This is a genomic window from Streptomyces sp. NPDC041068 (assembly GCF_040647455.1).
Classification (GTDB): domain Bacteria; phylum Actinomycetota; class Actinomycetes; order Streptomycetales; family Streptomycetaceae; genus Streptomyces.
In genome coordinates, this window is sequence record NZ_JBEZCG010000037.1 from 1 (window position 1) to 22119 (window position 22119).

Annotated in this window: 21 protein-coding genes; 3 read left to right on the forward strand and 18 right to left on the reverse strand. The window is 70.2% G+C overall.

Going from position 1 to position 22119, the window contains the following annotated elements:
* Nucleotides 1-100 precede the first annotated feature (100 nt).
* From AB0B50_RS43685 to AB0B50_RS43700, 4 genes are read right to left on the reverse strand one after another with little or no spacing between them, the layout of a single operon-like run.
* Nucleotides 101-772 carry a response regulator transcription factor gene (locus AB0B50_RS43685; RefSeq protein WP_362343380.1) on the reverse strand — a complete coding sequence of 224 codons (672 nt, stop codon included), beginning with the start codon at nucleotides 770-772 and terminating at the stop codon, nucleotides 101-103.
* Entirely contained in the window at nucleotides 769-1998 is a 1230-nt protein-coding gene (locus AB0B50_RS43690) for a histidine kinase (protein WP_362343383.1), read from the reverse strand. The genes AB0B50_RS43685 and AB0B50_RS43690 overlap by 4 nt, the downstream gene beginning before the upstream one ends.
* 22 nt (nucleotides 1999-2020) lie before the next feature.
* A complete protein-coding gene (locus tag AB0B50_RS43695; protein WP_362343386.1) occupies nucleotides 2021-2833 on the reverse strand; it encodes an ABC transporter permease in 813 nt (270 codons plus the stop codon).
* Nucleotides 2830-3774, reverse strand: coding sequence for an ATP-binding cassette domain-containing protein (locus tag AB0B50_RS43700; RefSeq protein ID WP_362343388.1), 945 nt, complete (start codon nucleotides 3772-3774; stop codon nucleotides 2830-2832). The genes AB0B50_RS43695 and AB0B50_RS43700 overlap by 4 nt, the downstream gene beginning before the upstream one ends.
* 139 nt (nucleotides 3775-3913) lie before the next feature.
* On the opposite strand from AB0B50_RS43700, the gene AB0B50_RS43705 reads away from it, so the two are divergent.
* Nucleotides 3914-4465: a GNAT family N-acetyltransferase gene (locus AB0B50_RS43705; protein ID WP_362343391.1), complete on the forward strand. Its 552-nt coding sequence runs from the start codon at nucleotides 3914-3916 to the stop codon at nucleotides 4463-4465.
* Here AB0B50_RS43705 and AB0B50_RS43710 read toward each other — a convergent pair.
* Both AB0B50_RS43710 and AB0B50_RS43715 read right to left on the reverse strand, forming a co-directional pair.
* Nucleotides 4462-5064: an NAD(P)H-dependent oxidoreductase gene (locus AB0B50_RS43710; protein ID WP_362343394.1), complete on the reverse strand. Its 603-nt coding sequence runs from the start codon at nucleotides 5062-5064 to the stop codon at nucleotides 4462-4464. The two genes, AB0B50_RS43705 and AB0B50_RS43710, sit on opposite strands and share 4 nt — an antisense overlap.
* A 164-nt stretch (nucleotides 5065-5228) precedes the next feature.
* Complete coding sequence (locus AB0B50_RS43715) at nucleotides 5229-6830, reverse strand: MFS transporter (RefSeq protein WP_362343397.1); 1602 nt, start codon at nucleotides 6828-6830, stop codon at nucleotides 5229-5231.
* Nucleotides 6831-6897: 67 nt separating this feature from the next.
* Here AB0B50_RS43715 and AB0B50_RS43720 point away from each other — a divergent pair, with 67 nt between their 5' ends.
* The gene (locus AB0B50_RS43720; protein ID WP_362343399.1) at nucleotides 6898-7599 is read left to right on the forward strand and encodes a TetR/AcrR family transcriptional regulator; all 702 of its coding nucleotides are present in this window, start codon (nucleotides 6898-6900) and stop codon (nucleotides 7597-7599) included.
* Here the strand turns inward: AB0B50_RS43720 and AB0B50_RS43725 are convergent.
* On the reverse strand, nucleotides 7596-8534 hold the full coding sequence (locus AB0B50_RS43725) for a helix-turn-helix transcriptional regulator (RefSeq protein WP_362343402.1): 939 nt from the start codon (nucleotides 8532-8534) through the stop codon (nucleotides 7596-7598). The genes AB0B50_RS43720 and AB0B50_RS43725 overlap by 4 nt on opposite strands.
* Nucleotides 8535-8681: 147 nt before the next feature.
* Between AB0B50_RS43725 and AB0B50_RS43730 the strand changes: the two genes are divergently transcribed.
* Entirely contained in the window at nucleotides 8682-9404 is a 723-nt protein-coding gene (locus tag AB0B50_RS43730; RefSeq protein WP_362343404.1) for an SDR family oxidoreductase, read from the forward strand.
* Between the two features lie 39 nt (nucleotides 9405-9443).
* Here AB0B50_RS43730 and AB0B50_RS43735 read toward each other — a convergent pair whose 3' ends face one another.
* From AB0B50_RS43735 to AB0B50_RS43785, 11 genes are all read right to left on the reverse strand, one after another.
* Nucleotides 9444-11081, reverse strand: coding sequence for a type VI secretion protein (locus AB0B50_RS43735; RefSeq protein WP_362343457.1), 1638 nt, complete (start codon nucleotides 11079-11081; stop codon nucleotides 9444-9446).
* 103 nt (nucleotides 11082-11184) lie between these two features.
* Nucleotides 11185-12588, reverse strand: a complete 1404-nt coding sequence (locus AB0B50_RS43740; protein ID WP_362343407.1) for an ATP-binding protein — start codon at nucleotides 12586-12588, stop codon at nucleotides 11185-11187.
* Between the two features lie 21 nt (nucleotides 12589-12609).
* Nucleotides 12610-14169 carry an SCO6880 family protein gene (locus tag AB0B50_RS43745; protein ID WP_362343410.1) on the reverse strand — a complete coding sequence of 520 codons (1560 nt, stop codon included), beginning with the start codon at nucleotides 14167-14169 and terminating at the stop codon, nucleotides 12610-12612.
* The gene (locus AB0B50_RS43750) at nucleotides 14166-15524 is read right to left on the reverse strand and encodes a hypothetical protein (RefSeq protein ID WP_362343412.1); all 1359 of its coding nucleotides are present in this window, start codon (nucleotides 15522-15524) and stop codon (nucleotides 14166-14168) included. The genes AB0B50_RS43745 and AB0B50_RS43750 overlap by 4 nt, the downstream gene beginning before the upstream one ends.
* Complete coding sequence (locus tag AB0B50_RS43755; RefSeq protein ID WP_362343415.1) at nucleotides 15514-16341, reverse strand: hypothetical protein; 828 nt, start codon at nucleotides 16339-16341, stop codon at nucleotides 15514-15516. Before AB0B50_RS43755 ends, AB0B50_RS43750 begins: the two co-directional genes overlap by 11 nt.
* Nucleotides 16342-16557: 216 nt before the next feature.
* Nucleotides 16558-16866 (reverse strand): hypothetical protein, encoded by a 309-nt coding sequence (locus tag AB0B50_RS43760; protein WP_055570172.1) that lies wholly within the window; start codon nucleotides 16864-16866, stop codon nucleotides 16558-16560.
* Between the two features lie 216 nt (nucleotides 16867-17082).
* A complete protein-coding gene (locus AB0B50_RS43765) occupies nucleotides 17083-18852 on the reverse strand; it encodes a hypothetical protein (RefSeq protein WP_362343418.1) in 1770 nt (589 codons plus the stop codon).
* Between the two features lie 136 nt (nucleotides 18853-18988).
* Nucleotides 18989-19699, reverse strand: a complete 711-nt coding sequence (locus AB0B50_RS43770) for a hypothetical protein (protein WP_362343421.1) — start codon at nucleotides 19697-19699, stop codon at nucleotides 18989-18991.
* Between the two features lie 27 nt (nucleotides 19700-19726).
* Nucleotides 19727-20383 carry a hypothetical protein gene (locus AB0B50_RS43775; RefSeq protein ID WP_362343423.1) on the reverse strand — a complete coding sequence of 219 codons (657 nt, stop codon included), beginning with the start codon at nucleotides 20381-20383 and terminating at the stop codon, nucleotides 19727-19729.
* A gap of 27 nt (nucleotides 20384-20410) precedes the next feature.
* A complete protein-coding gene (locus tag AB0B50_RS43780; RefSeq protein ID WP_362343426.1) occupies nucleotides 20411-21640 on the reverse strand; it encodes a putative T7SS-secreted protein in 1230 nt (409 codons plus the stop codon).
* Entirely contained in the window at nucleotides 21637-21963 is a 327-nt protein-coding gene (locus AB0B50_RS43785; RefSeq protein ID WP_362343429.1) for a hypothetical protein, read from the reverse strand. The genes AB0B50_RS43780 and AB0B50_RS43785 overlap by 4 nt, the downstream gene beginning before the upstream one ends.
* Between the last annotated feature and the right edge of the window lie 156 nt (nucleotides 21964-22119).

The following is a 22119-nucleotide window of genomic DNA, read 5'->3' on the forward strand; positions in this document are numbered from 1 at the left end:
CAGGGGGGACCCTGTGGGAGAGTAGGACGCCGCCGAACTAATTTTGAACGGGAAACCCCCGCACCGTATGGTGCGGGGGTTTTCTGCGTTCCAGGCCCTTTTAAGACGGGCTCACCAATTTCGTGTCGTACGCCAGGATCACTGCCTGGACCCTGTCCCTCGCGCCCGTCTTCGCCAGGATGCGGCCCACGTGCGTCTTCACCGTGGATTCCGCAAGGTGCAGGCGCGATGCGATTTCCGCGTTCGTCCAGCCCTGGCCGATCACCGTCAGGATTTCGCGTTCGCGGTCCGTGAGGGAGGCCAGGCGTGGGTGGTTCTCCGGATTCGCGGGGGAGGAGCCGGCCTCCGGGAGATGGTCGGCGTACGCGTCGAGGAGGCGGCGGGTCAGGCTCGGGGCGACCACCGCGTCGCCCGAGGCGACGGCGCGGATTCCGGCGAGGAGTTCCTCGGGCAGGGCGTCCTTGATGAGGAAGCCGGAGGCGCCGGCGCGCAGACCCGCGTACGCGTATTCGTCGAGGTCGAACGTCGTGAGGATCAGGACGCGGGTGCGGGCGCCCGACGCGACGATGCGGCGGGTGGCCTCGATGCCGTCGAGGCCCGGCATGCGGATGTCCATCAGGACGACGTCCGGGTGGAGTTCGGCCGTCATGCGGACCGCCTCGCTGCCGTTGCCCGCCTCGCCCGCCACCGCGAGGTCGTCCTGGCTCTCCAGGAGCATGCGGAAGCCGAAGCGCTGCATGGGTTGGTCGTCGACGATGAGCACGGTCGTCACGGTGTTTCGTTGTCCTTAGGGAGGTGGAGGTGGACCCGCCAGCCGCCCGGCGGGTGGGGGCGTGGCCCCGCCTCAAGTGTGCCGTCGTACATGGTGGTTCGCTCGTGCATTCCCGTCAGGCCGCGGCCCTTGGCGGAGGGCGGGGAGCTTTGGGGGCCGCCCACTCCTGTGTCCGTCACCTCCACCGTCACGCCGTCGTCGCCGTAGGCGACATCGACCGTGGCCGTGGCGTCGGGGCCGCCGTGCTTGAGGGTGTTCGTGAGGGCTTCCTGCACTACCCGGTAGACGGTGAGCTGGCGGCCCGCGGGGACCGAGTCGGGGCGGCCGTGCACCGTGCTGCGTACCGGGAGGCCCGCGGCCCGTACCCCGTCGATGAGTTGGTTCAGGTCGGTCAGGGCCGGCTGCGGGGAGAGCTCCGCCGCGGCGGGGGCGTCGTCGCGCAGGACGTCCAGGAGGCGGCGGAGTTCGGCGAGGGCCTGGCGGCTGGTCGTGCCGATGGCCTCCAGGGCCTGGGAGGCGCGCTCGGGGGACTTGGCGGCGGCGTACGAACCGCCGTCCGCGAGGCCGGTGATGACGGAGAGGTTGTGACCGATGATGTCGTGCATCTCGCGGGCGATCCGGGTGCGTTCCGCGGCCGCGGCGAGCTGGGCCTGCTGGTCGCGCTCGACCTCCAGCCGGTGGGCGCGTTCGACGAGGGCCTCTGTGTAGTCCTGGCGGGAGCGGACCGCGATGCCGAGGAGCGCGACGAGGGCGTACGCCCATACGTTCGGAATGATCTGCTGGTCCCAACTGTCCTCGGGATAGCGGACCGTGCCGATGACGAGCGGCGCGACCATCATGAGGCCCGCCCAGCCGAGCGTCTTCAGCGGCAGTCGCATCGCGATGCTGAAGAGGACGAGCATCTGGATCAGAGAGGCCTGCAGCATGGCGCCGGTCCAGCTGTTGACCAGACCGGTGGCCACCATGACGGCGAGGACCGCCATCGGGTGGCGGCGGCGCCACAGCACGGGGAGCGAAAGGCCCACGCTCATCAGGAAGATGAGCCAGCCCGGCACCTCCGTGTTGGGTGCGATGTTGCGCCAGCCGCCCGTCGCGTCGACGAGGGCGGCGGCCATGAAGAAGGCGGTGACCAGCAGATCCCAGACGAGCGGGCGCCGCCTGTCGAAGGCGCGCACCCGCTGGGTCAGTCGCTGGAGGAGCTGGGTGAGGGGGTGTGGCTCGGTCACGGCCTCATCCTCGTACACGGGCTCATACGTCGCGTCGCTTGAGCAGAACCGTCGCCGCCGCCATGATGGCCGCCGCCCACAGCGTGAGGGTGAAGACGGCCATGCCCGGTGCGATGGTGTTCTCGACGCGGGTCACCGAGCCGAGCGAGCTCGCGGCCTGGGCCGGGAAGTACTTCACCGCGGTGTCCACGGCGCTGAACGGCAGCATCGTCATGACCTCGGGCAGGATCAGGACCGAGCCGACGAACGCGCCGATGGCGCCGGGCACCGAGCGGAGCAGCGCGCCGAGGCCGAGCGCGATGAGGCTGAGCAGCGTGATGGAGGCGGCGCTGGTCGTGAGGGCGCCGAAGACGCCGGAGTCGGTGAGGGAGAGCGCCTTGTCGGTGTCCGAGAGCCAGATCTGGGCGACGAGGAAGGTGACGACGTTCGTCGCGAGGGTCACCGCGAAGGCGACCGCGGTGAAGACACCGGCCTTGGACCACAGGACGGGCAGGCGGCGCGGGACCGCGGCGAGCGAGGAGCGGATCATGCCCGTCGAGTACTCGCCCGCGGTGACCAGGATGCCGAGGACGGCGAGGCAGATCTGGGAGAGCTGGGTGCCGAAGAGGGTGAAGACGACGGTGTCGATGTCGGCGTCGTCGCCGTCGTAGGTGGAGCCCATCGTGATGCCGACGGCGATGACCAGGATGCTCGCGGTGATCAGGGTGATCCAGGTCGAACGGAGCGTCCACAGCTTGTGCCACTCGGAGCGGACGATGCCCTTGGTGCTCAGGCGGTAGGTGGTGGCTGGGTGTCGGGTGGTGGCCGGGCGGTCGGTGGTGAGGGTGGTGCTCATGCCGCGACTCCTTCCGGGTGCGGGGTGGCGGGGACGGTTGTCGAGGCGACGTACTCGACCGAGTCGCGGGTGAGGTCCATGAAGGCCTGCTCCAACGACGCGGTCTGCGGGGTCAGTTCGAAGAGGGGGATGCCGTGGGCTGCGGCGGTGCGGCCGATGTGCTGGGCGTCGGCGCCGCGCACGTCGAGGGTGCCGGGGGTGTCGGCGGTGATCTCCACGCCGGGGCCCGCGAGGAGCTCGCAGAGGTGGCCGGCCTCGGGGGTGACGACCTTGACGGACCCGGTGCCCGACTCGCGTACGAAGCGGTCGACGGTGGTGTCGGCGAGGAGTCTGCCGCGGCCGATGATGATCAGGTGCTCGGCGGTCAGCGCCATCTCGCTCATGAGGTGCGAGGAGACGAGGACCGTACGGCCTTCGGCGGCAAGGGACTTGAGGAGGTTGCGGATCCACAGGACGCCCTCGGGGTCGAGGCCGTTGACCGGCTCGTCGAGGATGACCGTGGCGGGGTCGCCGAGCAGGGCGGCCGCGATGCCCAGGCGCTGCCCCATGCCGAGGGAGAAGCCCTTGACGCGCTTGCGGGCGACCTCGTGGATGCCGGCCAGTTCGAGGACCGCGTCCACGCGGCTCTTGGGGATGGAGTGGGTGTGGGCGAGCGCCATGAGGTGGTGGTAGGCGGAGCGGCCCGGGTGGACGGAGCGGGCCTCCAGGAGCGCGCCGACCTCGTGGAGGGGCGCGGGGTGGGCCGCGTAGGTGCGGTCGCCGATGGTGGCGCGGCCGTGGGTGGGGGCGTCGAGGCCGAGGAGCATCCGCATGGTGGTGGACTTGCCCGCGCCGTTGGGGCCGAGGAAGCCGGTGACGGTGCCCGGGAGGACCTCGAAGCCGAGGTCGTCGACGACGGTCTTGTCGCCGTAGCGTTTGGTCAGTCCGTATGCCCTAATCATGGCTTCGATGCTGCCGTTCGCGGGGGCGCGGATCGTCGGACCGGGGGCGGGAAGCGCGGGCCCGCGGTAGTACCCGGGTACGACGGCGACCCCGAGAAACTATCGAGGGTGAGCACCGGGGGCGACTTAGGATCACGGCATGGAACACGAGTACGTCGTACGGACTGTCCGCGCCGAGGAGTGGCCGCAGGTCAGGGAGCTCCGCCTGGCCGCGCTGCGGGATCCGGCGGCTCCGGTCGCCTTTCTGGAGACGTACGAGGACGCCGCCGCGAAGCCGGACTCCTACTGGCAGGAGCGTGCGGCGGGGGCCTCGCGGGGGCTGCTCGCCCGGCAGTTCGTGGCCGAGGGGCCGCACGGCGACTGGGCGGGCTCGGTGACGGTCCTCGTCGAGGAGGCCGGGGCGGGCGACGTCTTCGGCGGGGTGATCGAGCAGCGCCAGGCGCATGTCGTGGGGGTCTTCGTGCGGCCCGAGCGGCGGGGGAGCGGGGTGACGGAGGCCCTGTTCGAGGCGGCCGTCGCGTGGGCGTGGTCCCTTGAGGGGCTTGAGCGGGTGCGGTTGTACGTCCACGAGAACAATCCGCGGGCGCAGGCGTTTTACCTGCGGTTCGGGTTCGAACGCAGCGGAGGGGCCGTCCCGGTGCCGGGCGACCCCTCTTCGCGCGAGTACGAGCTGGTGCTCAAGAAGCCTTAGCGGTACGGGTTCTCCGCGCGGGCGGTGTGCAGGGCCTTCGCCCACCAGGCCAGCTGGTCGAGCATGACCTTGGCGGCGCCGGCCGCGCCGTCCTCCTCGTGGGCGCGGCCGCCCTCGCCGAAGTGGTCCCAGGCGCCGTGGAAGCTGACGCCGTCGCGGACGGTCGCGCAGTGCAGCTCGGCGAAGACCAGACGGAGCTGCTCGACGGCGCGCAGGCCGCCGCTGACGCCGCCGTAGGAGACGAAGCCGACGGCCTTGGCCTCCCACTCCGTGCGGTGCAGGTCGATGAAGTGCTTGAGGGCGGCCGGGAAGCTGTGGTTGTACTCCGGGGTGATCACCACGAACGCGTCGGCGGCGTCGACCCGTTCGGCGAGCGCGGTGAGCGCGGGCGTGCGCTCGGTGCCCCAGTCCGGGTGGGCGGAGGGCAGCTCCAGGTCGGCGACGTCGATGACGTCGACGTCGAAGCCGGTGTGCTGCTCGGCGAGGGCGGTGAACCAGCCGCCGACGGTGGGGCCGAAGCGGCCGTCGCGGGTGGAGCCGACGATCACGGCGAGGCGTAGGGGCGCGGCGGCGGTGGTGGTGTTCGAGGTGGTGGACATGGCGTACTCCTCAAGAAAGTGCGTGCTGGTGATTCAGGTGCGTGCTGGTCATGAAGGCTCGTGCTGGTCATGAAGGCTCGTGCCGGTCATGAAGGCTCGTGCCGGTCATGATGGCTCGTGCCGGTCAAAAAGGTTTGTGCTGAGGGCAGTTGCTGTGCGGAGCGTCAGTGAGTCTGCGCTGTCGTGGTTTCCGACAAGGCGGCCGGGGTGGTCTTGGGCGCTTCGACCGTGCGGGGCCGGGGCTCGGGGCGCGGTCGCAGCAGGACGTGAACAAGCAGGGCCAGGGCGGCGGTTGCGCCCGCCACGGTCCAGAGGGTGATCTGCCAGGCCTCGGTGAACTCGGCGGCGTGACCGCCCGCGCCGGCCGTGACGCGGCCCGCGAGCTCCGCCGAACCGACCCGGGGCTCCAGGAGGGCGAGCAGCAGCGCGCCGAAGAGGGTGAGCATGACGGCGCCTGTGCCGCCTCGGACGGTGTTGAGGAAGCCCGACGCCATGCCGACCTTCGCGGGTTCGACCATGCCGAGCGCCTGGGCGTCGATGATGCCGACGGACAGGCCCTGCCCGATGCCGATGGTCAGCAGGGGCCCGGCGAGCCCGGCCGCGGAGATGCCGGGGTGCAGGGCGGTCAGCCAGGCGTTGCCCGCGGCGATCAGGAGCAGGGACAGGACGAGCAGTCGGCGGGCCGGGACGCCGCGGTTGACCAGGCGGGCGCCGAGCGGGGGCAGGGCGAGGACCGGGACGGTCATCAGGAGCAGGCTCAGGCCCGCGTCGCGTGCCGTGGTGCCGCTGGTGCCCTGGAGGTAGGTGGGCAGGAAGACCAGGACGCCGGTGGTGCCCGCGCCGAGCCCGAAGGAGCCGAGGGACCAGCCGAGGAAGGCGGGGTTGCGCGTCAGGGAGAGGTCGAGGATGGGGCGGCCACCGCTCGCGGCGAGGCGCTTCTCCACGCGTACGAAGGTGATGAGCAGCGCCAGGCCCGCGGCGAGCGGTAGCAGCGTACTCACCGACGTCCAGCCGGACTTGGAGCCTTGCGTGACGGCGAAGAGGGTCAGGGAGAGCCCGCCGATGAAGGTGGCGGCGCCGGCCTTGTCGACGCGCGGCGGGGCGTCGGCGCGGGACTCGGCGAGGAAGCGGCCGCCGGTGAGGACGAGGGCGCCCGCGGCGGCGAAGACCAGGAACGTGGTGCGCCAGCCGAGTCCGTCCACCATCCAGCCCGAGAAGGTGGGGCCGACGGCGAGGCCGACGCCCGCCGTGGTGCCGAGGGCGGCGAAGACCCTGGTCCGCGCGGGTCCGGAGTAGGTGGCGGCGAGCAGGGAGCCGCCGCTCGCCATGACGCCCGCGGCGCCCACGCCCGACAGCAGCCGTGCCGCGTCCAGGAGCAGGATGTGCTGGGCGAAGGCGGAGGCCAGGGTGCCCGCCGCGTAGAGCGTGGCGCCCGCGGTGAGGACGCGGCGGCGGCCGAAGATGTCGCCGAGCGAGCCCGCGACGAGCATGAAGGAGGAGGCGGCGAGGAAGTAGCCGACGACGACCCACTGGAGGGCCGCGCCCGACGCGTCGAGGTCGGAGCCGATGCGGGGCAGGGCCACGGTGGTGCCGGACATCGCCATCGGCAGTGTGAACATGCCGAGCAGCACGACGAGGAGGGTCAGGACGGGACGGGAGGAACGGGCGGAACGGGCGGGACGGGAAGGACGGGAAGGACGGGAAGGACGGACGGGACGGCCCCTGCGGATGGGCTGAGGGGCCTGCGGAGCGGTCTCGGTAGGCATGCGAGTAAAGTACAACGGGCGTTGTAGTTATTACAACGGCCATTGTAATTTTCCTGGGAGAGGTGAGATGGCGAGCAGCACGGAACAGGGTGCAGGGCAGGGCGAAGGGCAGGGCGAAGAAGGACAGAAGCCCCTGCGCAAAGGGATGTTGGAGAAGCGCCGGGCCATCACGAGCGGCGCCCGCACCGTCTTCGGACGCGAGGGCTACACGCGCGCGAGCATCGACGCCATCGCCGCCGAGGCCTGCGTCTCCTCGCGCACCATTTACAACCACTTCGGCGACAAGGAGGGCCTCTTCCGGGCCGTCCTGCTGGAGAGCGCGGCCTCGGTGACGGCGGCCACGGAGGCGCTCTTCGAGAAGCATCTGCGCAAGGTCCGCGACATCGAGGAGGACCTCCTCGACTTCGCCCGCGACTGGGTCGGGCAGGCCGAGGCGCACCCCGGGCACTTCTCCGTCGTACGCCAGATCATTCCGGAGGGGCAGCGGCTGCCCGCGGACGTCCTGGACGAGTGGCAGCGCATCGGGCCGCGGGCGACCCAGGAGGCCCTGGGGCGTTGGCTGTTGGACCTCGGGCGGCAGGGGCTCCTCGCCGTCGACGAGGCGAACGCGCGCAAGGCGGCGCGGCACCTCGCGCTCCTGGTGGGCGGCGGAGTGATGGCCGAGTCGTACTTCGGTGCGCTGCCGCTGGAGAAGGCCGAGGTCGAGGAGATCGTGCGGGACGGGGTGGGGATCTTCCTGCGGTTGTACGGGAAGACGGGCGGGGCCTAGAGCCCGGGTTCCGCCCGTGCGATGAGGTACCCGAGCTGCGCCCGTGACTGTGAGCCCAACTCCCGGGAGATCGCGGCTACATGGCCCGCCACCGTGCGCCGCGACACCCCGAGGCGGCGCGCGATCGCGTCGTCCGTGAGGCCGGAGACGAGGAGCTTCATGACCGTGCGGCGGACCTCGTCGACGATCAGTGGCTCGCGGGTGCGCGCGGCGGTCGGTTCGGCCACCGGCCTCGCCCGTTCCCAAGCGTCGTCGAAGACGGCCGCGAGGTGCGCCACGACGGCGGGCTGCCTGATCTCCACGGCGCCGGATCCCTGGCCGAGAAGGTAGGCCACGGACCGGTCGCAGAGCATCAGGTGGCCGGTCAGCTGGTGCAGGGTACGGACGTGGCCGCCCGCCCGTTCGATGTCCTGGATGTGCCGCCACTGCGCGGCATGGGTGCGGGCCGCGTGCGGATGCAGGGCCCGGTGCGTGACGCCGGACGGCGGGGCGATGACAGGCTCCGGGAGGCTCGTCAGGAGCTCCGCGCGGCAGTCGCGCACGGCCTGCTCCAGGAGTGCGGGCACGGCGTCCGCGCCGTCGACGACGGTCAGCCAGTCCTGGGACTCGCGCCGCGCGGCCCGGTAGATCGCATGGACCGGGGAGAACCCGGAGCTGATGGCGCGCAGCTGCTCCTGCTGGGCGTCGAGCAGCTCCCGCACGGGCTGCAGCAGCTCGGACTCGGCGACGTTCGGCGACACGGGCACCAGGACCCCGGGGTCGTCCGGCGGCGGCGTCAGCAGACCCAGGCGTACGAGGCAGTGGGGCGCCGTCGCGCGCGGCAGGCAGCCCTTGACGACGGCCGCGCGGTAGCGGCTCAGGCCCTCGGCGCAGGGGGCCTCGGCGGCGTCGGTGCAGCGGCAGCCGGTTGCGGGACCCTGTGCGTCATCGTGCATCGCACGATTATGCACCGGGATTTCTAAGGTTCATGCGGGGCATCGCTGTGAGACTCGAAGCCACAAGGGATTCCTTCTTGTGAATCGAAGGAATCGGCAATCGCTAATCGGCAATCAGTAATCGGGAATCGAAGGATCGTGGTTCATGTGAATCTCTCCGGCAGCACCGTCGTCATCACCGGTGCGGGCAGCGGCATCGGGCTCGCCACCGCCGAACTCGTCGCGCGGCGCGGCGCCCGCGTCGTCCTCACCGACCGCAGCGCCGACGCGGTGCGCCCGCACGCCGAGCGGATCGCCGAACTGACCGGCGCCGAGACCGCGTTCCGCGCCCTGGACGTCACCGACGGCGCCGCCGTGGAGGAGGTCATGGGGTCGGTCGGCACCATCGACCACCTCTTCACCTGCGCCTCGGGCAGCGTCATCGCACCCTTCGAGGAGCTCACCGAGGCCCAGGTGCGGCAGTTCTTCGAGGTCAAGTGGTGGGGGCAGTACCGGTGTCTGCGGGCCGCGCTGCCGCACATGCCGAAGGACACCGGTTCGGTCACGCTCGTCTCCGGCTACCTCTACCGCAAGGTCGACCCCGGATTCTTCGCCTTCGCCGCGGTCAACGGCGCCGTCGAGGCCACCGTGAAGTCCCTCGCCATGGAGCTCGCGCCGCTGCGCGTCAACGCCATCGCCCCGGGCCCGACCGACACGCACGCGCACCTGATGAGCCCCGAGGAGCACCGCGCCTACCGCGAGGAGATCGCGGGGCGGCTGCCGGTGGGGCGGCCCGGCACGGCCGAGGAGGTCGCCCACGCGGCGGCGTACCTGATGGAGAACGGGTTCACGACCGGTACGACGCTGGACGTGGACGGCGGCAAGCGCTGAAGCCGTTCGGTGCCGAAGCGCTTCGGCGCTGAAGTCCCGCTACGGCACCGGCAGTTCACTGTCCGGCCAGCGCGCCCTGCCCTGCTCCCGCGACCGCAGCAGCGCCAGGGTCGGAAGCCCGCTGTCCGCGCCCGCGGCGAGCAGCTCCGGCAGCTGGGGCAGCGGGGCCACCGCGGCGACGTCGTCCAGGACGAGGGTCATTGGTGGGTCGAGCCGACCGGAGGATGACCGTGCGGCCATGCGCCGGCCGTGCTCGACCACGCTGGAGGCGAGTGCCGTCAACAGAGGCATGGCACCCGGGCCCTGGTGGGACTTGGGATCCTCGATCGCCTCACCCACCACAAAAAGCGTGCCCCCTTCATCCACGAAGGAATCCAGGGTGAGCGCATCAGTTCGGTTCGGCGTGCACGACTCGCGTACGTGGACAGTGAAGAGCGCGGAGAGGGCGCGGGCGGTCAACTCCTGGGCGATGTCGCGTCGTTCGGGGTGCGCGGTGAGCGCGGCCTCCAGCTCGCCCGCGGCTCCGGACGAGGCCTTGGGGTGCGTACGGAGAATGCGTACCGCCTCCTGGACCTGGGTGCCCTGGGACCAGCGGTGGACGAGCTTCATGGGCTTGTCGGCCACCGCGGCGGCGTGCAGGAAGCTGCGCATCAGCGTCCGCGCGGTGTCGGCCACGGCGCTGTCCAGCTTCGCGGTCGGCCTTATCGGGGCGAGGAGGGCGGCGGCGCGCTGATCGGCGGTCGTCCTGTCCTGGCAGCCGGAGGTGGGGGACCAGTGCAGGCGGGCCGGGGTGTCGCAGAGGTGGAGGGGGTCGTAGAGCAGGACGGGGCCGAGCTTGGCGCGGGCGTCCTTCGTCTCGGCCCACAGGGTGGGATCGGAGGTCAGGACGAGGGCCGCGCCCTCGGCGTCCTGAATGGCCTGGACGGCGAGCGGCCGACGGGTGGTGGGGCCCCCGAGCACCAACGGGGTACGGGGGGTGGGGACCGCGGAGTCGGGGAGCGGGGCCTCGGCGGCGACCGGCTCGGCGACGGGGGCGGCGTACGAGGCCGACGCGGCGCACTCGACCGGCACGGGGGGCTCGGCGGCCGCGGGGGACTCGGCGGGGCCAGTAGCCGCATAGGACCCGGCAGCCACACCCGGCGAAGAAGCCGTACCAGGCCCGGCAGCCACACCCGGCGAAGAAGCCGTACCAGGACCAGAGAATCCGGCAGCCCCAGCGAGCCCGGCAGCCCCAGAGGACTCGACAGGCCCAGAGACCCCGGCAGCCCCAGAAGATCCGGCAGCCCCGGAGAACCCTTCAGCCCCAGAGCCCCCGGCACGCCCAGTGGACTCGACCGGCCCGGCGGCAGCCGAAGCCGCACCCGCCCGGCGGGCCCTCCGCACCGCCCGCCACCGCGTCACCGTCCCCATCACGAAGACCGTCAGCACGATCAGGACCATCAGCTGGCCGATGAACAGGCCCCAGAAGAGCCCGTACCCTGAGAGCTGGTCCGCCGGGGTCTCGGGCCACGCGCCCGCCACGTCCTTCGGGTTGCCCACCAAGTGCCGTACGGCAGGCGGCGTATGACCGAACGACACCTTCTCCGGCCAGGCCCCGTGCGCGAACCGGCCCGCGAGGTTCGTCGCCGACCAGACGAGCACCGTGGCCCCGATCAGGAAGCCGAGGAAGCCCACCAGAAGCCCGTCGGGAACGCCGCGTTCGGGACGCGCGCCCCGATCGGGACCGCGCCCGCGAGAAGCCCGATCCCGATCCCGGTCCCGCTCCCGGTCCCGCTCCCACTCATCCCGCATGCTGCTCCATGTACGCCGCCCGCTCCTCCGCCTCCAACTCGGCCGCGCGCATGGCGTCGTCGACCGGTCCGTCGTCTTCGGCGTGGTCGGAGGACGACTCGGTCATGGCGCGGTCCGTGAAGACCAGCGGCCGTTCCGTCTCCGTGATGAGGTGCTTGACCACCTGGACGTTGCCGTTCACGTCCCAGACGGCGATGCCGGGGGTGAGGGTGGGGATGATCTCCACCGCCCACCTCGGCAGCCCGAGCACCCGCCCCGTCGCCCTCGCCTCGTCCGCCTTCTGGGCGTAGATGGTCCGGGTCGACGCCATCTTCAGGATCGCCGCGGCCTCCTTGGCCGCGGCCCCGTCGACGACGTCGCTCAGGTGGTGGACCACCGCCACGAACGACAGACCGAGCCGTCGGCCGAACTTCAGCAGGCGCTGGAACAACTGCGCCACGAAGGGCGAGTTGATGATGTGCCACGCCTCCTCCACCAGGAAGATGCGCTTCTTGCGGTCGGGCCGGATCCACGTGTGCTCCAGCCACACGCCCACGATCGCCATCAGGATCGGCATCGCGATGGAGTTCCGGTCGATGTGGGAGAGGTCGAAGACGATCAGCGGGGCGTCCAGGTCGATGCCCACGGTCGTCGGACCGTCGAACATGCCCCGCAGGTCACCGTCGACGAGGCGGTCGAGGACGAGCGCCACGTCCAGACCCCAGGCCCGTACGTCGTCTATGGCCACGTTCATGGCCTCGGCCGACTCGGGCTCGGGGTGCCGCAGCTGCTCGACGATGTCGGTGAGGACCGGCTGCCGCTCCACGATCGTCTCGTTCACGTACGCGTGCGCGACCTTCAGGGCGAAGCCCGAGCGCTCGTCGAGCCCGTGTCCCATCGCGACCTCGATGATGGTCCTCAGGAGCGCGAGCTGGCCGGTCGTCGTGATCGCGGGGTCCAGCGGATTCAGCCGGATCCCCATGTCCAGGGCGGCCGTCGGGTCGAGCCGGATGGGAGTTATCCCCAGCTCCTGGGCGATGAGGTTCCATTCGCCCACCCCGTCCTCACCCTGCGCGTCGAGCACGACGACCTGACGGTCCTTGAAGCGCAACTGTCGCAGGACGTACGTCTTCTCGAGCGCCGACTTGCCGTTGCCGGACTCGCCGAGCACCAGCCAGTGCGGGGCGGGCAGTTGCTGCCCGTACAGCTGGAAGGGGTCGTAAATGTAGCCCTTGCCGGAGTAGACCTCGCGGCCGATGATCACGCCCGAGTCGCCGAGGCCCGGCGCGGCCGTCGGGAGGTAGACCGCCTGGGCCTGCCCCGTCGACGTACGCACCGGAAGCCTGGTCGTCTCGACCTTCCCGAAGAGGAAGGAGGTGAAGGCGTCCGTGAGGACGGTCAGCGGATCCCGCATCGTGGCAGCCTGCCTCTACGTCTAGCGTCGGATGCCGGTCGCGAACGGCAGCGTATTGACGAAGGCCCTGTGGTGCTCGCGGTCGCACCACTCCAGCTTCAGATACGACTTGCCGGCGGAGGCGCGGATGGTGCGCTTGTCGCGCGCGAGCGCCTCGGGGGAACGCGACGAGACGGTGATGTAGCCGACGAGGTTCACGCCCGCCGCGCCGCTCGCCAGGTCCTCGCCGCGCTGGTCCAGGCGGGAGTGCGAGGCGATGTCGCGGGGGTCGACCGTGCGGTTCATCTTGGCCTGGCGGCTGGCCTCCGCCTCGTCGTTCGTCTTCTCGGTCAGCATCCGCTCGATGGCGACCTCGGTGGGCTCCAGGTCCATGGTCACGGCGACCGTGCGGATCACGTCCGGGGTGTGGACGAGCAGTGGCGCGAGGAAGTTGACGCCGACCGGCGTCATCGGCCACTCCTTCACCCAGGCCGTGGCGTGACACCAGGGGGCGCGGGTGGAGGACTCGCGGGTCTTGGCCTGGAGGAAGGTGGGCTCCATGGCGTCGAGCTCGGCGGGCCAGGCGTTGCGCTTCGTCATCGCCTGGATGTGGTCGATGGGGTGGTCGGGGTCGTACATGGAGTGCACGAGGGAAGCCAGCCGTCCCTGACCGAGCGGCTGCCGTACGCGGATATCGGCTTCCTGCAGCCGCGAGCAGATGTCCGTCAGCTCGCGCGCCATGACGACCGCGAGCCCGGCGTCCTTGTCGAGCTTCCTGCCGCCGGCCGGGCGGGCCGCGCGGGCCATCGCCTGGGCCTCGCCCGCCAGATCGCGGGAGTAGTGCATGCAGGCGACGAGATAGGCGCGGTGCTGCTCGCTGCTGGTCGACACCATCGACTGCAGTTGGTCGTACGACTGCTGGAGCCACGGCAGGGCCCGGTCGTCGCCGCGCTGGCTGACGTCCTTGGCGTGGGCGTCGGGGTCGGCGGGCAGGGTGCGGGCGAGCATCTGGAGGCGGGTGACGAACCCGTCCCCGTTGGCGACGTGCTTGAGGAGGGTCCCGAACCGGTCGACCAGCGCCTCCTGGTCCTCGGAGTCGCGAAGGCCGACACCCGGGCCCTCGATCTCGATGGCCGCGGTGACGGTCCTGCGGTCCGCGTGCAGCAGAACGGCGATCTCGTCCGGGCCGAAGGGCGCGGCCAGCCAGCTGATGCGGCCGATGCCGGGCGGCGGCCCGATCTCGACTTCCCTTCCGTCGAGCCGTACGCCCGCCTCGGCCGCGGCCGAGCGGTAGGCGGTGCCGCGCTTCAGGGACCGCTTGTAACTGCGGTTGATCTCGAACCACTTGTAAAAGGTCCGGCCCTTGTACGGGACGTACACCGCGGCGATGGCGAGCATCGGCAGGCCCGTGAGCAGCACGATGCGCAGGGAGAGGACGGGGACGAGGAGTCCGCACATCATGCCGAGGAACGCCCCCACGATGATGAGGGCGATCTCCCCGGTCTCGCGGTTCTTGCCGACGATCGCGTTCGGCCGCGCGCGGCCGATCAGATATGTGCGGCGGGGCGCGACCGGATGGGACACGTGGGACTGGGTCGTCAACGCCCTTCACCTCCCGTGCGGTTGGTACTGCTGGTGCTGTTGTTGCGGGACCCGCCGCGGTTGCCCGCGTGCGGTGTGTTCGTCGCGCTGGAGCGCGGCGGGGGTGCGGCGGAGGGGACAGATCCGCCGCCGTTCGACGAGCCGCCGGAGGGGCGGCTGCTGTGGGCGGCGACGCCGCCGCTGGCGGGGTTGGCGGGCCGCGCCTGGTTGTTGCCCTGGCCGCCCTGGCCGCCGCCACCGCCGTTCCCGCGGGCGCTGTGGGTCTTGATGCCCTGGGAGACGAGGGAGGCCGGGGAGCTGATCACGGCGGCGGCCTTGTTCTCGGCGCCGCGCATGATGCGGTTGTTCCGGGAGTTGGCGATTTCGTCCCCGAAGCCGGGGACGAAGCGGTAGATCATGGCGCTCGCGAAGATGGCGAGCAGGATGATCGAGAGCCCGGAGACGACGGCGGAGAAGGAGTCGGGCCCGTCGTCGGCGGAGAGCGCTCCGGCGAGCCCGAGGACGATCACGATGATCGGTTTGACGAGAATGACCGCGATCATGATCCCCGCCCAGCGGCGGACGTGCGACCACAGGTTCTTGTCGACGAGGCCCGCGTACACGACGGTGCCGAGGAGCGCACCCACGTAGAGGAGCGCGGCCCTGATCACGAGCTCCAGCCACAGGACGCCCGCGGCGAGGATCGACACGAGGGAGACGACGATCAGCATGATCGGCCCGCCGCCGATCTCCTCGCCCTTCTTCAGAGCGCTGGAGAACGTCCCGAAGAACGTGTCCGTCTGACCGCCCGTCGCCTTGGCGATGACGTCCGTGACGCCGTCGGTCGCCGAGACGACGGTGTAGAGGATCAGGGGGGTGAAGGCGGACGCGAGGACGGTGAGCCAGAGAAACCCGATGGCCTCGGAGATCGCGGTGGTCAGCGGGACGCCGCGGACGGCGCGCTTGGCCACCGCCATCAGCCACAGGAGGAGGGTGAGGACGGTGGACGCGGCGAAGACGACGGCGTACTGCTGGAGGAACTTGGGGTTGGTGAAGTCGACGTTCGCGGTCTCCTTGACGGCGTCGGACAACTTGTCGACGGTCCAGGAGGCGGCTTCGGCACAGCCCTTGGCGAGGGAGCTCAGGGGGTCGGTCGAGGAGTCGTCGAAGGGGGCGTCGGCGGGGTACTTGCCTTCGCTGCCGCCGCTGCTGCTTTGGCCTCTTTCGCAGTATTTTTTGGCGGGGCCGACGATGAGGTCACATCTGTCGTCGTCGGGCTCCGGGGCGGCGTAGGCACGCGAGGCCAGCAGGACCGCCGCCACCTGGACGGTCGAGGCGGCGGCGGTGAGCTTCAGTACGCGACGGCTACCGGGCATACGTGAACCCTCCGTACTCCTCAATGGCCTTGGCGATGTCCTCGGCCTTGGAGATCTTGTTGTCGCCGTTCACGGGAGAAGGGCCGTCCTTCGACCGGAAGCTCTCGACCTTCCAGTCGCCATCGGTCCACCGGAGCTTGAGGGTCAGAGTGAACCAGTCGTTGCTGACCGGGTTCGTGGTGTCCTCGCCGGCCGTACCGAAGGCACCCGTGCACCAGACCTCGACGGTCGCCGTGCTGTCCGAGTACGCCGTGGCCTTGGTGCCGACGGGCACGGTGCGCGAGACGTACGTCTCGCCCGGCGCGGCGTTGCCCTTCTCGTCCAGGCCGATCTTGCCCAGGAAGTCCTTGGAGTACGTCTTGTCGAACTTGTCCTCCAGCTCGCTCACCTTGTCGGCGACGAAGAGCTGACGCACGATCTCGCTGCGGCGGTCCGGCTTGAGGATGTCGGCCGATACCAGCGACACCGCGTAGTTGGAGGCGGCACTCTGGGCGCCCTGTTCGTCGTGTCCGAAGCCGGAGGCCACCGGCTTCTCCCCGGAGGGAGCGGTAGGGGCCGCAGCCCCCGCCTTCTTCCCGTCCCCCCCTCCGGAGGAGTCCTCGTCACCGCCTCTGTTCGCGAAGGCGATCGCCGCGATCAGCAGGACCACGACTCCGACCACCGTCACCAGGCTCCGTGACGACGCACCGCCGCCGCGGCCGGATCTGCGGCCGGAGCCGTAGACGTCGCCGCCTGCGCCCTCCCCCTCGGGGAGCCTCGTGCGGGTCTCTCCCGAGCCGCCGAAGAGGCCGTCGTTCCGCTCGTCGTCGGGACTCATGCCGCGTACGCCCCCTCAACCTCTCGCTGAACCGCCACGCAGGACACGTAGGCCACGTACGACGGTAGCCGTGCTGGTTCCCGCGCGGGCGCGGTGTGGTGACTCGACATCAGGGAGTTGCAACCTCAGCCGGTGGGCACGACGGACGGGTGGGGAGAGGGGACATGGGAGAGGGGACATGAGCGGGAAGGGGAAGGCGGGGCGGTGGGAGGGACGCTAGACCGCCATGCCGTAGACGATGGTGAACAGGGTGCCGAGCGACCCGATGATGAAGACACCGGTCAGGCCCGCGATGATCAGGCCCTTGCCCTGCTCCGCGCTGAAGGTGTCGCGCAGCGCCGTCGCGCCGATGCGCTGCTTCGCCGCGCCCCAGATCGCAATGCCGAGACAGAGGAGGATGGCGATCGCCATCACGACCTCGATCATCACCCGTGCCTCGTTGCCCAGGCTCCCGAAGGGACCCCAGTCGGGGGCGATCCCGCCGATGATGGTGGTGATGTCGCCCTTTTCGGCTGCCATAAGCATGTGTAACTCACCGCCCCTAGTGGGTTGTTCTGCCACCTCTGCCCACCTCGGTGCAGAGGACAGCTCATTCTCGCCGACAATCGGGCCCGCGCATGTCGCCTTGGCGCCATTCGTTGGCTGACTTAGTACGTTTCCTCGTACGTGATGTCTGGTCACTCTGTGTATCACGCGGTACGACGCCGGGCAATGACGGCCCGGCGTGCCTCTGACCAGGTGTTAAGTGAGCCCGAGCCCGGCGGTCCCGCGGGTCACGAAGGAGCAGTCGGTGTAGCGGTACGAGGTGCTGAGCCGCGCGCCGTCGGCTCGATTGCGTACGGTGGCCCGCTTGTACAGGAAGTGGTACTCGCCGGCGGGCAGCCGGAGGGTGGTCCTGGGGTACTTGCCGACACCGGCCCGGCAGGCCTTGTCGCCATCGGACTTGGTGGCGTAGATGCGGCAGGACGTGCAGTCCTTCAGCTTGACGGTGCCGGTGGTGGGGCCGGTGTAGAGGACCTCAAGGGCTCCGGGGCCGAGGTTGGCGACGACGAAGTCGACCTTGCCGCCGCCGGAGGATCGCGCCGGGGGCAGGCGGCGGCCCGCGCTCGGGCGCTCGGCGGCGATCTCGGCCGCGACGGCGATGTCCTCGGCGCGCTCGCGCTTGCCGCTGGCCGGATACTGCTCGGCGAAGCCGTTCAGCGTCTCGGCGGCCTTGGCGAAGGCCGCGTCCTCGAACTCGTCCACGCCGCAGGCGTAGACGCCGCGCTCCACGGCGCGGCCGATGGTGGCGCGCAGGTCGCGGGTATCGGGCCTGGCGCTGGATCCGTCATCGGACCCGTCGCCATCGGACCCATCGCCGTTGGACCCGTCGCCATCGGTCCCGTCGTCGGCGGGCAGGCCCGCGGCGGTGTCGTCCAGGGTGCGCAGCTCGTCGACGGCGGGGCAGGGGTCGGAGCCCTTCAGCTCGGCCGAGCGGGTGTCGACGGCGGCGCGCAGGGCGGGGGCGACCTTCGCGGCCTGGTCCGACTCGGGGAACGTGCTGAGGAGTTCGGTGAGCGGGTCGTTCGCTTCGGTGCTGCCGAGCGCTTCGGTGCCGCATTCGTACAGCGACGTGGCGAGGCGGTCGTCCGGCCAGGTGGCGAGGGAGCCGAGGTGGTCCTTGCCGAGGGTGTCGGGGACGGTCCGCAGGTGTTCGAGCGGGGCGATGGCGTCGCAGTACCGCCTGGCCTCGTAGGGGGCGGCGGCCGATTTGTAGTACGCGTCGAGGCTGTCGGGCAGGCGGTCCGCGGCCTGCGATCCCGCGTGGTCCTCGGCGAGGCCGCGGTAGATGCCGAGGGCCTTGTTGTACTGGCGCTTCGCCGCGTCGTCGAACGGCCGGCCGTCGAGGCTCGCGACGATGCGGTCGGCCCGTTCGAGGCGGTCGATGAGCATCTGCTCGACGGCTTCGTCGTGTGCGACCTCGTACGCGTAGGAGCCGCCGGCGGGCACGGCGAGCAGGACGACGCCGAGGGCCACGGCCACGGGCGTCCGCAGCGGCCAGGGCCGCCGGTCGCGGGCGGCCCGGAGGGCACCGTGGGCCGCGGCCAGGAGCAGGAGGGCGGCGTATCCGAGGAGTACGCCGCGGGGGACGCCGTCGACGTCGGCGGGGAGTGCGAGGAGGAGCAGCGCGGCGGTGGCGGCGCAGCAGAGGAGGGCGAACAGGTGGCGCCGCAGGAGGAGATAGCCGAGGCCGAGCCCGGTGAGGTTGAGGAGGGCGACGGCCAGGGGGCGCAGGGGGTCGGGTCCTGCATCGGGGCCCTCTCCGGGGCGCTCGCCGGGCCGTGGGGGCTGGGCGGGGAGAGGCGGGAGAGGCGGAGGCGCCTGCGGGGGTGGAGGGGGCAAGAGTGGCTGGGGCGGCTGGGAAGGCTGGGGAGGAGTGCGGGGTGGCATGTCCGGCATCTCGGGCGGCGGGCCGAACTCACCCGGGCGCTCGTCGCCGGGGCCCGCGGCACGCTGATCCCTGGGTTCCATCGTCGGCTCCCCCCAGCCGTGACGCGGTCGCATAACGACCAATTCCCCCACGATCGAGGTTCGTTGAGGGCTAGTCAATCAGCTGGGACGGAGCGCTTTGCCTCGTCTGACCTGGGCGTTTCCCTGGTCGCATGGGTCACTTGCGTGACTCGGCCGCAGTCCGGGCCTTCGGGGTACGCGGCAGGGGGTTCTCGAAGCTGACGTTCTCGGCGATCTGGTGCAGCAGGCTGCGGTACTCGGCGCGTCGGCTCACGACGGTGGTGCCCAGCGTGAGGACCACCAGGCGTTGGCCGTCCGGGTGCGGGAGATGGGCGAAGACCTGGAGCACCGGGTCCTGGGGGAGGCCGGAGTCGGCGTTCGGGTTACGGACGAGTTCACTGAACGACGCGGGACCGCAGGGCAGTTCGAGGTACTCGACGTTCGTGTGCCCCTCGGCGCCCGCGACGGCGCGGGCGGCGGTTGCGGCGGGGGCGGCGGGTGCGATGTCTCGCCAGGACAGGGTGAGCAGGGAGAACAAGAACCCGGCGCTGGTCTCGCCGTTGGTGCGTTCGGACACGTCGTCGCGGTGAAGGCCGATCGCGCAGTGGGTGGTGCCGACTTCGACCAGGGCAGCCAACAGCTGTTGAGCCATGGCGGCTCGAGCGAGAATCTGCTGGCGGGCTACGTCATCCGGAGCGGCGTCGATGAGTGGCCGGATGGCGGTGCGCAGCTCCTCCGCTCCGGCGGAGTCGGGCGGGTTCAGCAGCGCTCTGATGGGGACCGAGGTGAAGCCCGCTGGTACTGCGAACCAGATGTCGCCGCCGGGTTCATTGACCGATTCATCGAGAATGAACTCAGGTGTACTCAACTGCGCTTCTCCATCCGGAGGGAAGTATCAGCGGGTCGGGGATACTCCGGCGCGCCGACCGCGTTCGAGGTCATCGGATGTGACACCCCATTCCGTGAGACGGTTGCCATCGCCCTTTCCGAGACCCTGGTCGAGAACCTGGAATCGACGGGGCATCTCCCCGCTTGGAGTGGACGCGGCGATGAGGCCGATCATGCGCGGATCGCCGGCGAACCAGATGGTCTCGATCTGCGCCTTCAGCTGAGGTTTGGCGCGGGGTGCCAGCCGCCGGGTCCACCAGTTCAGGCGGAAGTGCTGGGTGAAGACCAGCGGGAGCTGCTGGTTCCGGTCGGCAGGGTTGGGGAACTCGAACCAACCGTGCTGGGGCCCCACAACCTCTGGATAGTCGGCCAGACCATGAGGGACATCGCGCAGAACCTGCCAGGGGAAGGTGCGCATGATGCGCCGCATTCTCAGTGCCGCGGGGAAGTAGCGCAGTTGAACGTACGCTCGATAGAAGCCGTAGATGAAGTACGGCATGAAGATCCACACGACCCAGTTGGGTGTCTCGGTGGAGATTGCGAGCAGCGCGATCCACCCGCCGATCCAACCGATCAAACCGGCCACGTTCAGGGACATGTGCAGGGCCCAGGCGCGGCGCGTGGGTGGGTGATCCCACGCAGTGGGGAACTCAGCAGGGTTCACTTGGACACTCTCTCTGCGTGGAAAAGGTCAGAAGGCGGCGCGCAGAAGGCCTGGGAGCGCAGGCAGGTCGACGCCGAGTCGCGTGCCATCGATACCGGTACCCACCTGGCCCTTGATCTCGTCATCGGATGCCAAGCCATAGCCTGCCGTCACGAGGCCGATGCCGGCTGAGCCCTTGCCGATGGAGTCGATCACCACGGACGGGTTGCTTGTTCCTTGGAATACGCGTTGAAGCAGGGGATTTGCGACGCCTCCCATATCTCGTGCGCTTTCCGCAGTCTTACTGCCGAAGAGCGACAACTTCTGCCCGAGGGTGAGTGTGGTTTCTCCTGCTCTCACCGATCGTGCGGCACCGAGACCTCCCTTGAGGGTGGCTCCGAGCCCTGGAACCATGCCTAGGCCGTCGGCGCCCACCGAGACGAGGTTACTGAAGAAGTCGGCATCGAATTCGCCCTTTGTCAGGCCGTCCATCAGGGACTCGCGAACCGCCGGATCCGAAAGCCGAGTCGCGAGTGCCCCTGTGCTGAGAGCTGCTGCGCCCACCAGGAGAAGAGGCAGGGCAATGGGGCCGGTGAAGATCAGAGCTGCCAGGGCGAGAACACCGGCAACGGCGCTGAGAATGTCCGGCAGGTTCTCCTTGACCCATTCGCAGGCCTTCTCGAACCAGTTGGGCTCCTGCGGTGCCAGCTTGTCCGTCGCGTCGCGGATCTTTTCCGCGCGGTGCTTGGACTTCTGGTCGTGCTCGTGCTGCAGGCTCCGGGCCCGGCCCAGGATCCGGTCGAGCTCCGCCTGGGCGTCCTCGACCTTGCCGTCGGCGAGCTTCAGGGCCTTCTTCGCGTCGTCCTGCCTCTTGCCCTTCTTGTCCAGGTCGGGATCATCACCGGCAGTACTGGCGTGTCCCTTCGCGGCCTTCAGCGCCTCCCGCGCTTCTTTGGCCTGCCTGTTCAACTCCCGTGCCCGGCGCTGGAAGTCGTCCAGGTCCCCTTCCCAGCGCTCCAGTTGCTTCGCCGCCTTCTCGATGGAGCGCGCGGCGTTCTTGAGGTTCAGGGCGAGCGGCCCGTCCTCGACGGTCTCGCGGAAGGCGACGGCCGCATCGCCTTCCCAGTAGCTGCCGTCCATCAGCTTGGTGACCACCTTGCGGGTGTCGCGGAGGATGGTGACGCAGCTGTCCAGCTTCTTGTACAGGGCTTTTACGGTGTCGCAGTCGCCGGGAGTGGGGTCGAAGCCGAGGTCCGGGTAGGTGGCGGCGCTCGTCACTTCGGGATCTCCACGATGTCGTCCTTGGTCTTCCCGGCCTTGTTCATCGCCTTCGTGAGCGCGTCCTCGACCTCCATGAAGGCGTTCTTGTTCTGCTCGATGATCTTGGACAGGTCCTCTGTCTGTTCACCGATCTGCTCCGCGCCGTACTCCCAGTCCCCTTGGAACTCTTCGCAGGCCTTGTCGAGCTCGTCCGTCCCCAGTCCGCCGACGGTCGCGTTGGCGAGGGCGCTGCGTAAGCCTTTGAGGGACGTGACGGATCCGTCGAGCAGCTTCATGAACTGTTCGAGTTCGACTGCGTCGACTCTGAGCTTCTCCGCCATCGCTGCCCCGCCTTCGGTCGGTCACCTGTCGTGTCGGGCTCGATGCTCATCGTGCCGTCAGCGGGAAACAGGGAGCGGGAGTTCGGCGAGATTCGCACGTGCGTGCTTCGCAGTAGTGGATCTTGCCGCCGCCCTCGCGGTCCCCGCGGCGCGCGG

What these genes read in the sequence shown, in the direction of transcription:
- AB0B50_RS43695 (WP_362343386.1), bottom strand. Translation starts at nt 2,833, where the DNA reads ATGAGCACCACCCTCACCACCGACCGCCCGGCCACCACCCGACACCCA.
- AB0B50_RS43700 (WP_362343388.1), bottom strand. Translation starts at nt 3,774, where the DNA reads ATGATTAGGGCATACGGACTGACCAAACGCTACGGCGACAAGACCGTC.
- AB0B50_RS43705 (WP_362343391.1), top strand. Translation starts at nt 3,914, where the DNA reads ATGGAACACGAGTACGTCGTACGGACTGTCCGCGCCGAGGAGTGGCCG.
- AB0B50_RS43710 (WP_362343394.1), bottom strand. Translation starts at nt 5,064, where the DNA reads ATGTCCACCACCTCGAACACCACCACCGCCGCCGCGCCCCTACGCCTC.
- AB0B50_RS43715 (WP_362343397.1), bottom strand. Translation starts at nt 6,830, where the DNA reads ATGCCTACCGAGACCGCTCCGCAGGCCCCTCAGCCCATCCGCAGGGGC.
- AB0B50_RS43720 (WP_362343399.1), top strand. Translation starts at nt 6,898, where the DNA reads ATGGCGAGCAGCACGGAACAGGGTGCAGGGCAGGGCGAAGGGCAGGGC.
- AB0B50_RS43725 (WP_362343402.1), bottom strand. Translation starts at nt 8,534, where the DNA reads ATGCACGATGACGCACAGGGTCCCGCAACCGGCTGCCGCTGCACCGAC.
- AB0B50_RS43740 (WP_362343407.1), bottom strand. Translation starts at nt 12,588, where the DNA reads ATGCGGGATCCGCTGACCGTCCTCACGGACGCCTTCACCTCCTTCCTC.
- AB0B50_RS43750 (WP_362343412.1), bottom strand. Translation starts at nt 15,524, where the DNA reads ATGCCCGGTAGCCGTCGCGTACTGAAGCTCACCGCCGCCGCCTCGACC.
- AB0B50_RS43755 (WP_362343415.1), bottom strand. Translation starts at nt 16,341, where the DNA reads ATGAGTCCCGACGACGAGCGGAACGACGGCCTCTTCGGCGGCTCGGGA.
- AB0B50_RS43760 (WP_055570172.1), bottom strand. Translation starts at nt 16,866, where the DNA reads ATGCTTATGGCAGCCGAAAAGGGCGACATCACCACCATCATCGGCGGG.
- AB0B50_RS43765 (WP_362343418.1), bottom strand. Translation starts at nt 18,852, where the DNA reads ATGGAACCCAGGGATCAGCGTGCCGCGGGCCCCGGCGACGAGCGCCCG.
- AB0B50_RS43785 (WP_362343429.1), bottom strand. Translation starts at nt 21,963, where the DNA reads ATGGCGGAGAAGCTCAGAGTCGACGCAGTCGAACTCGAACAGTTCATG.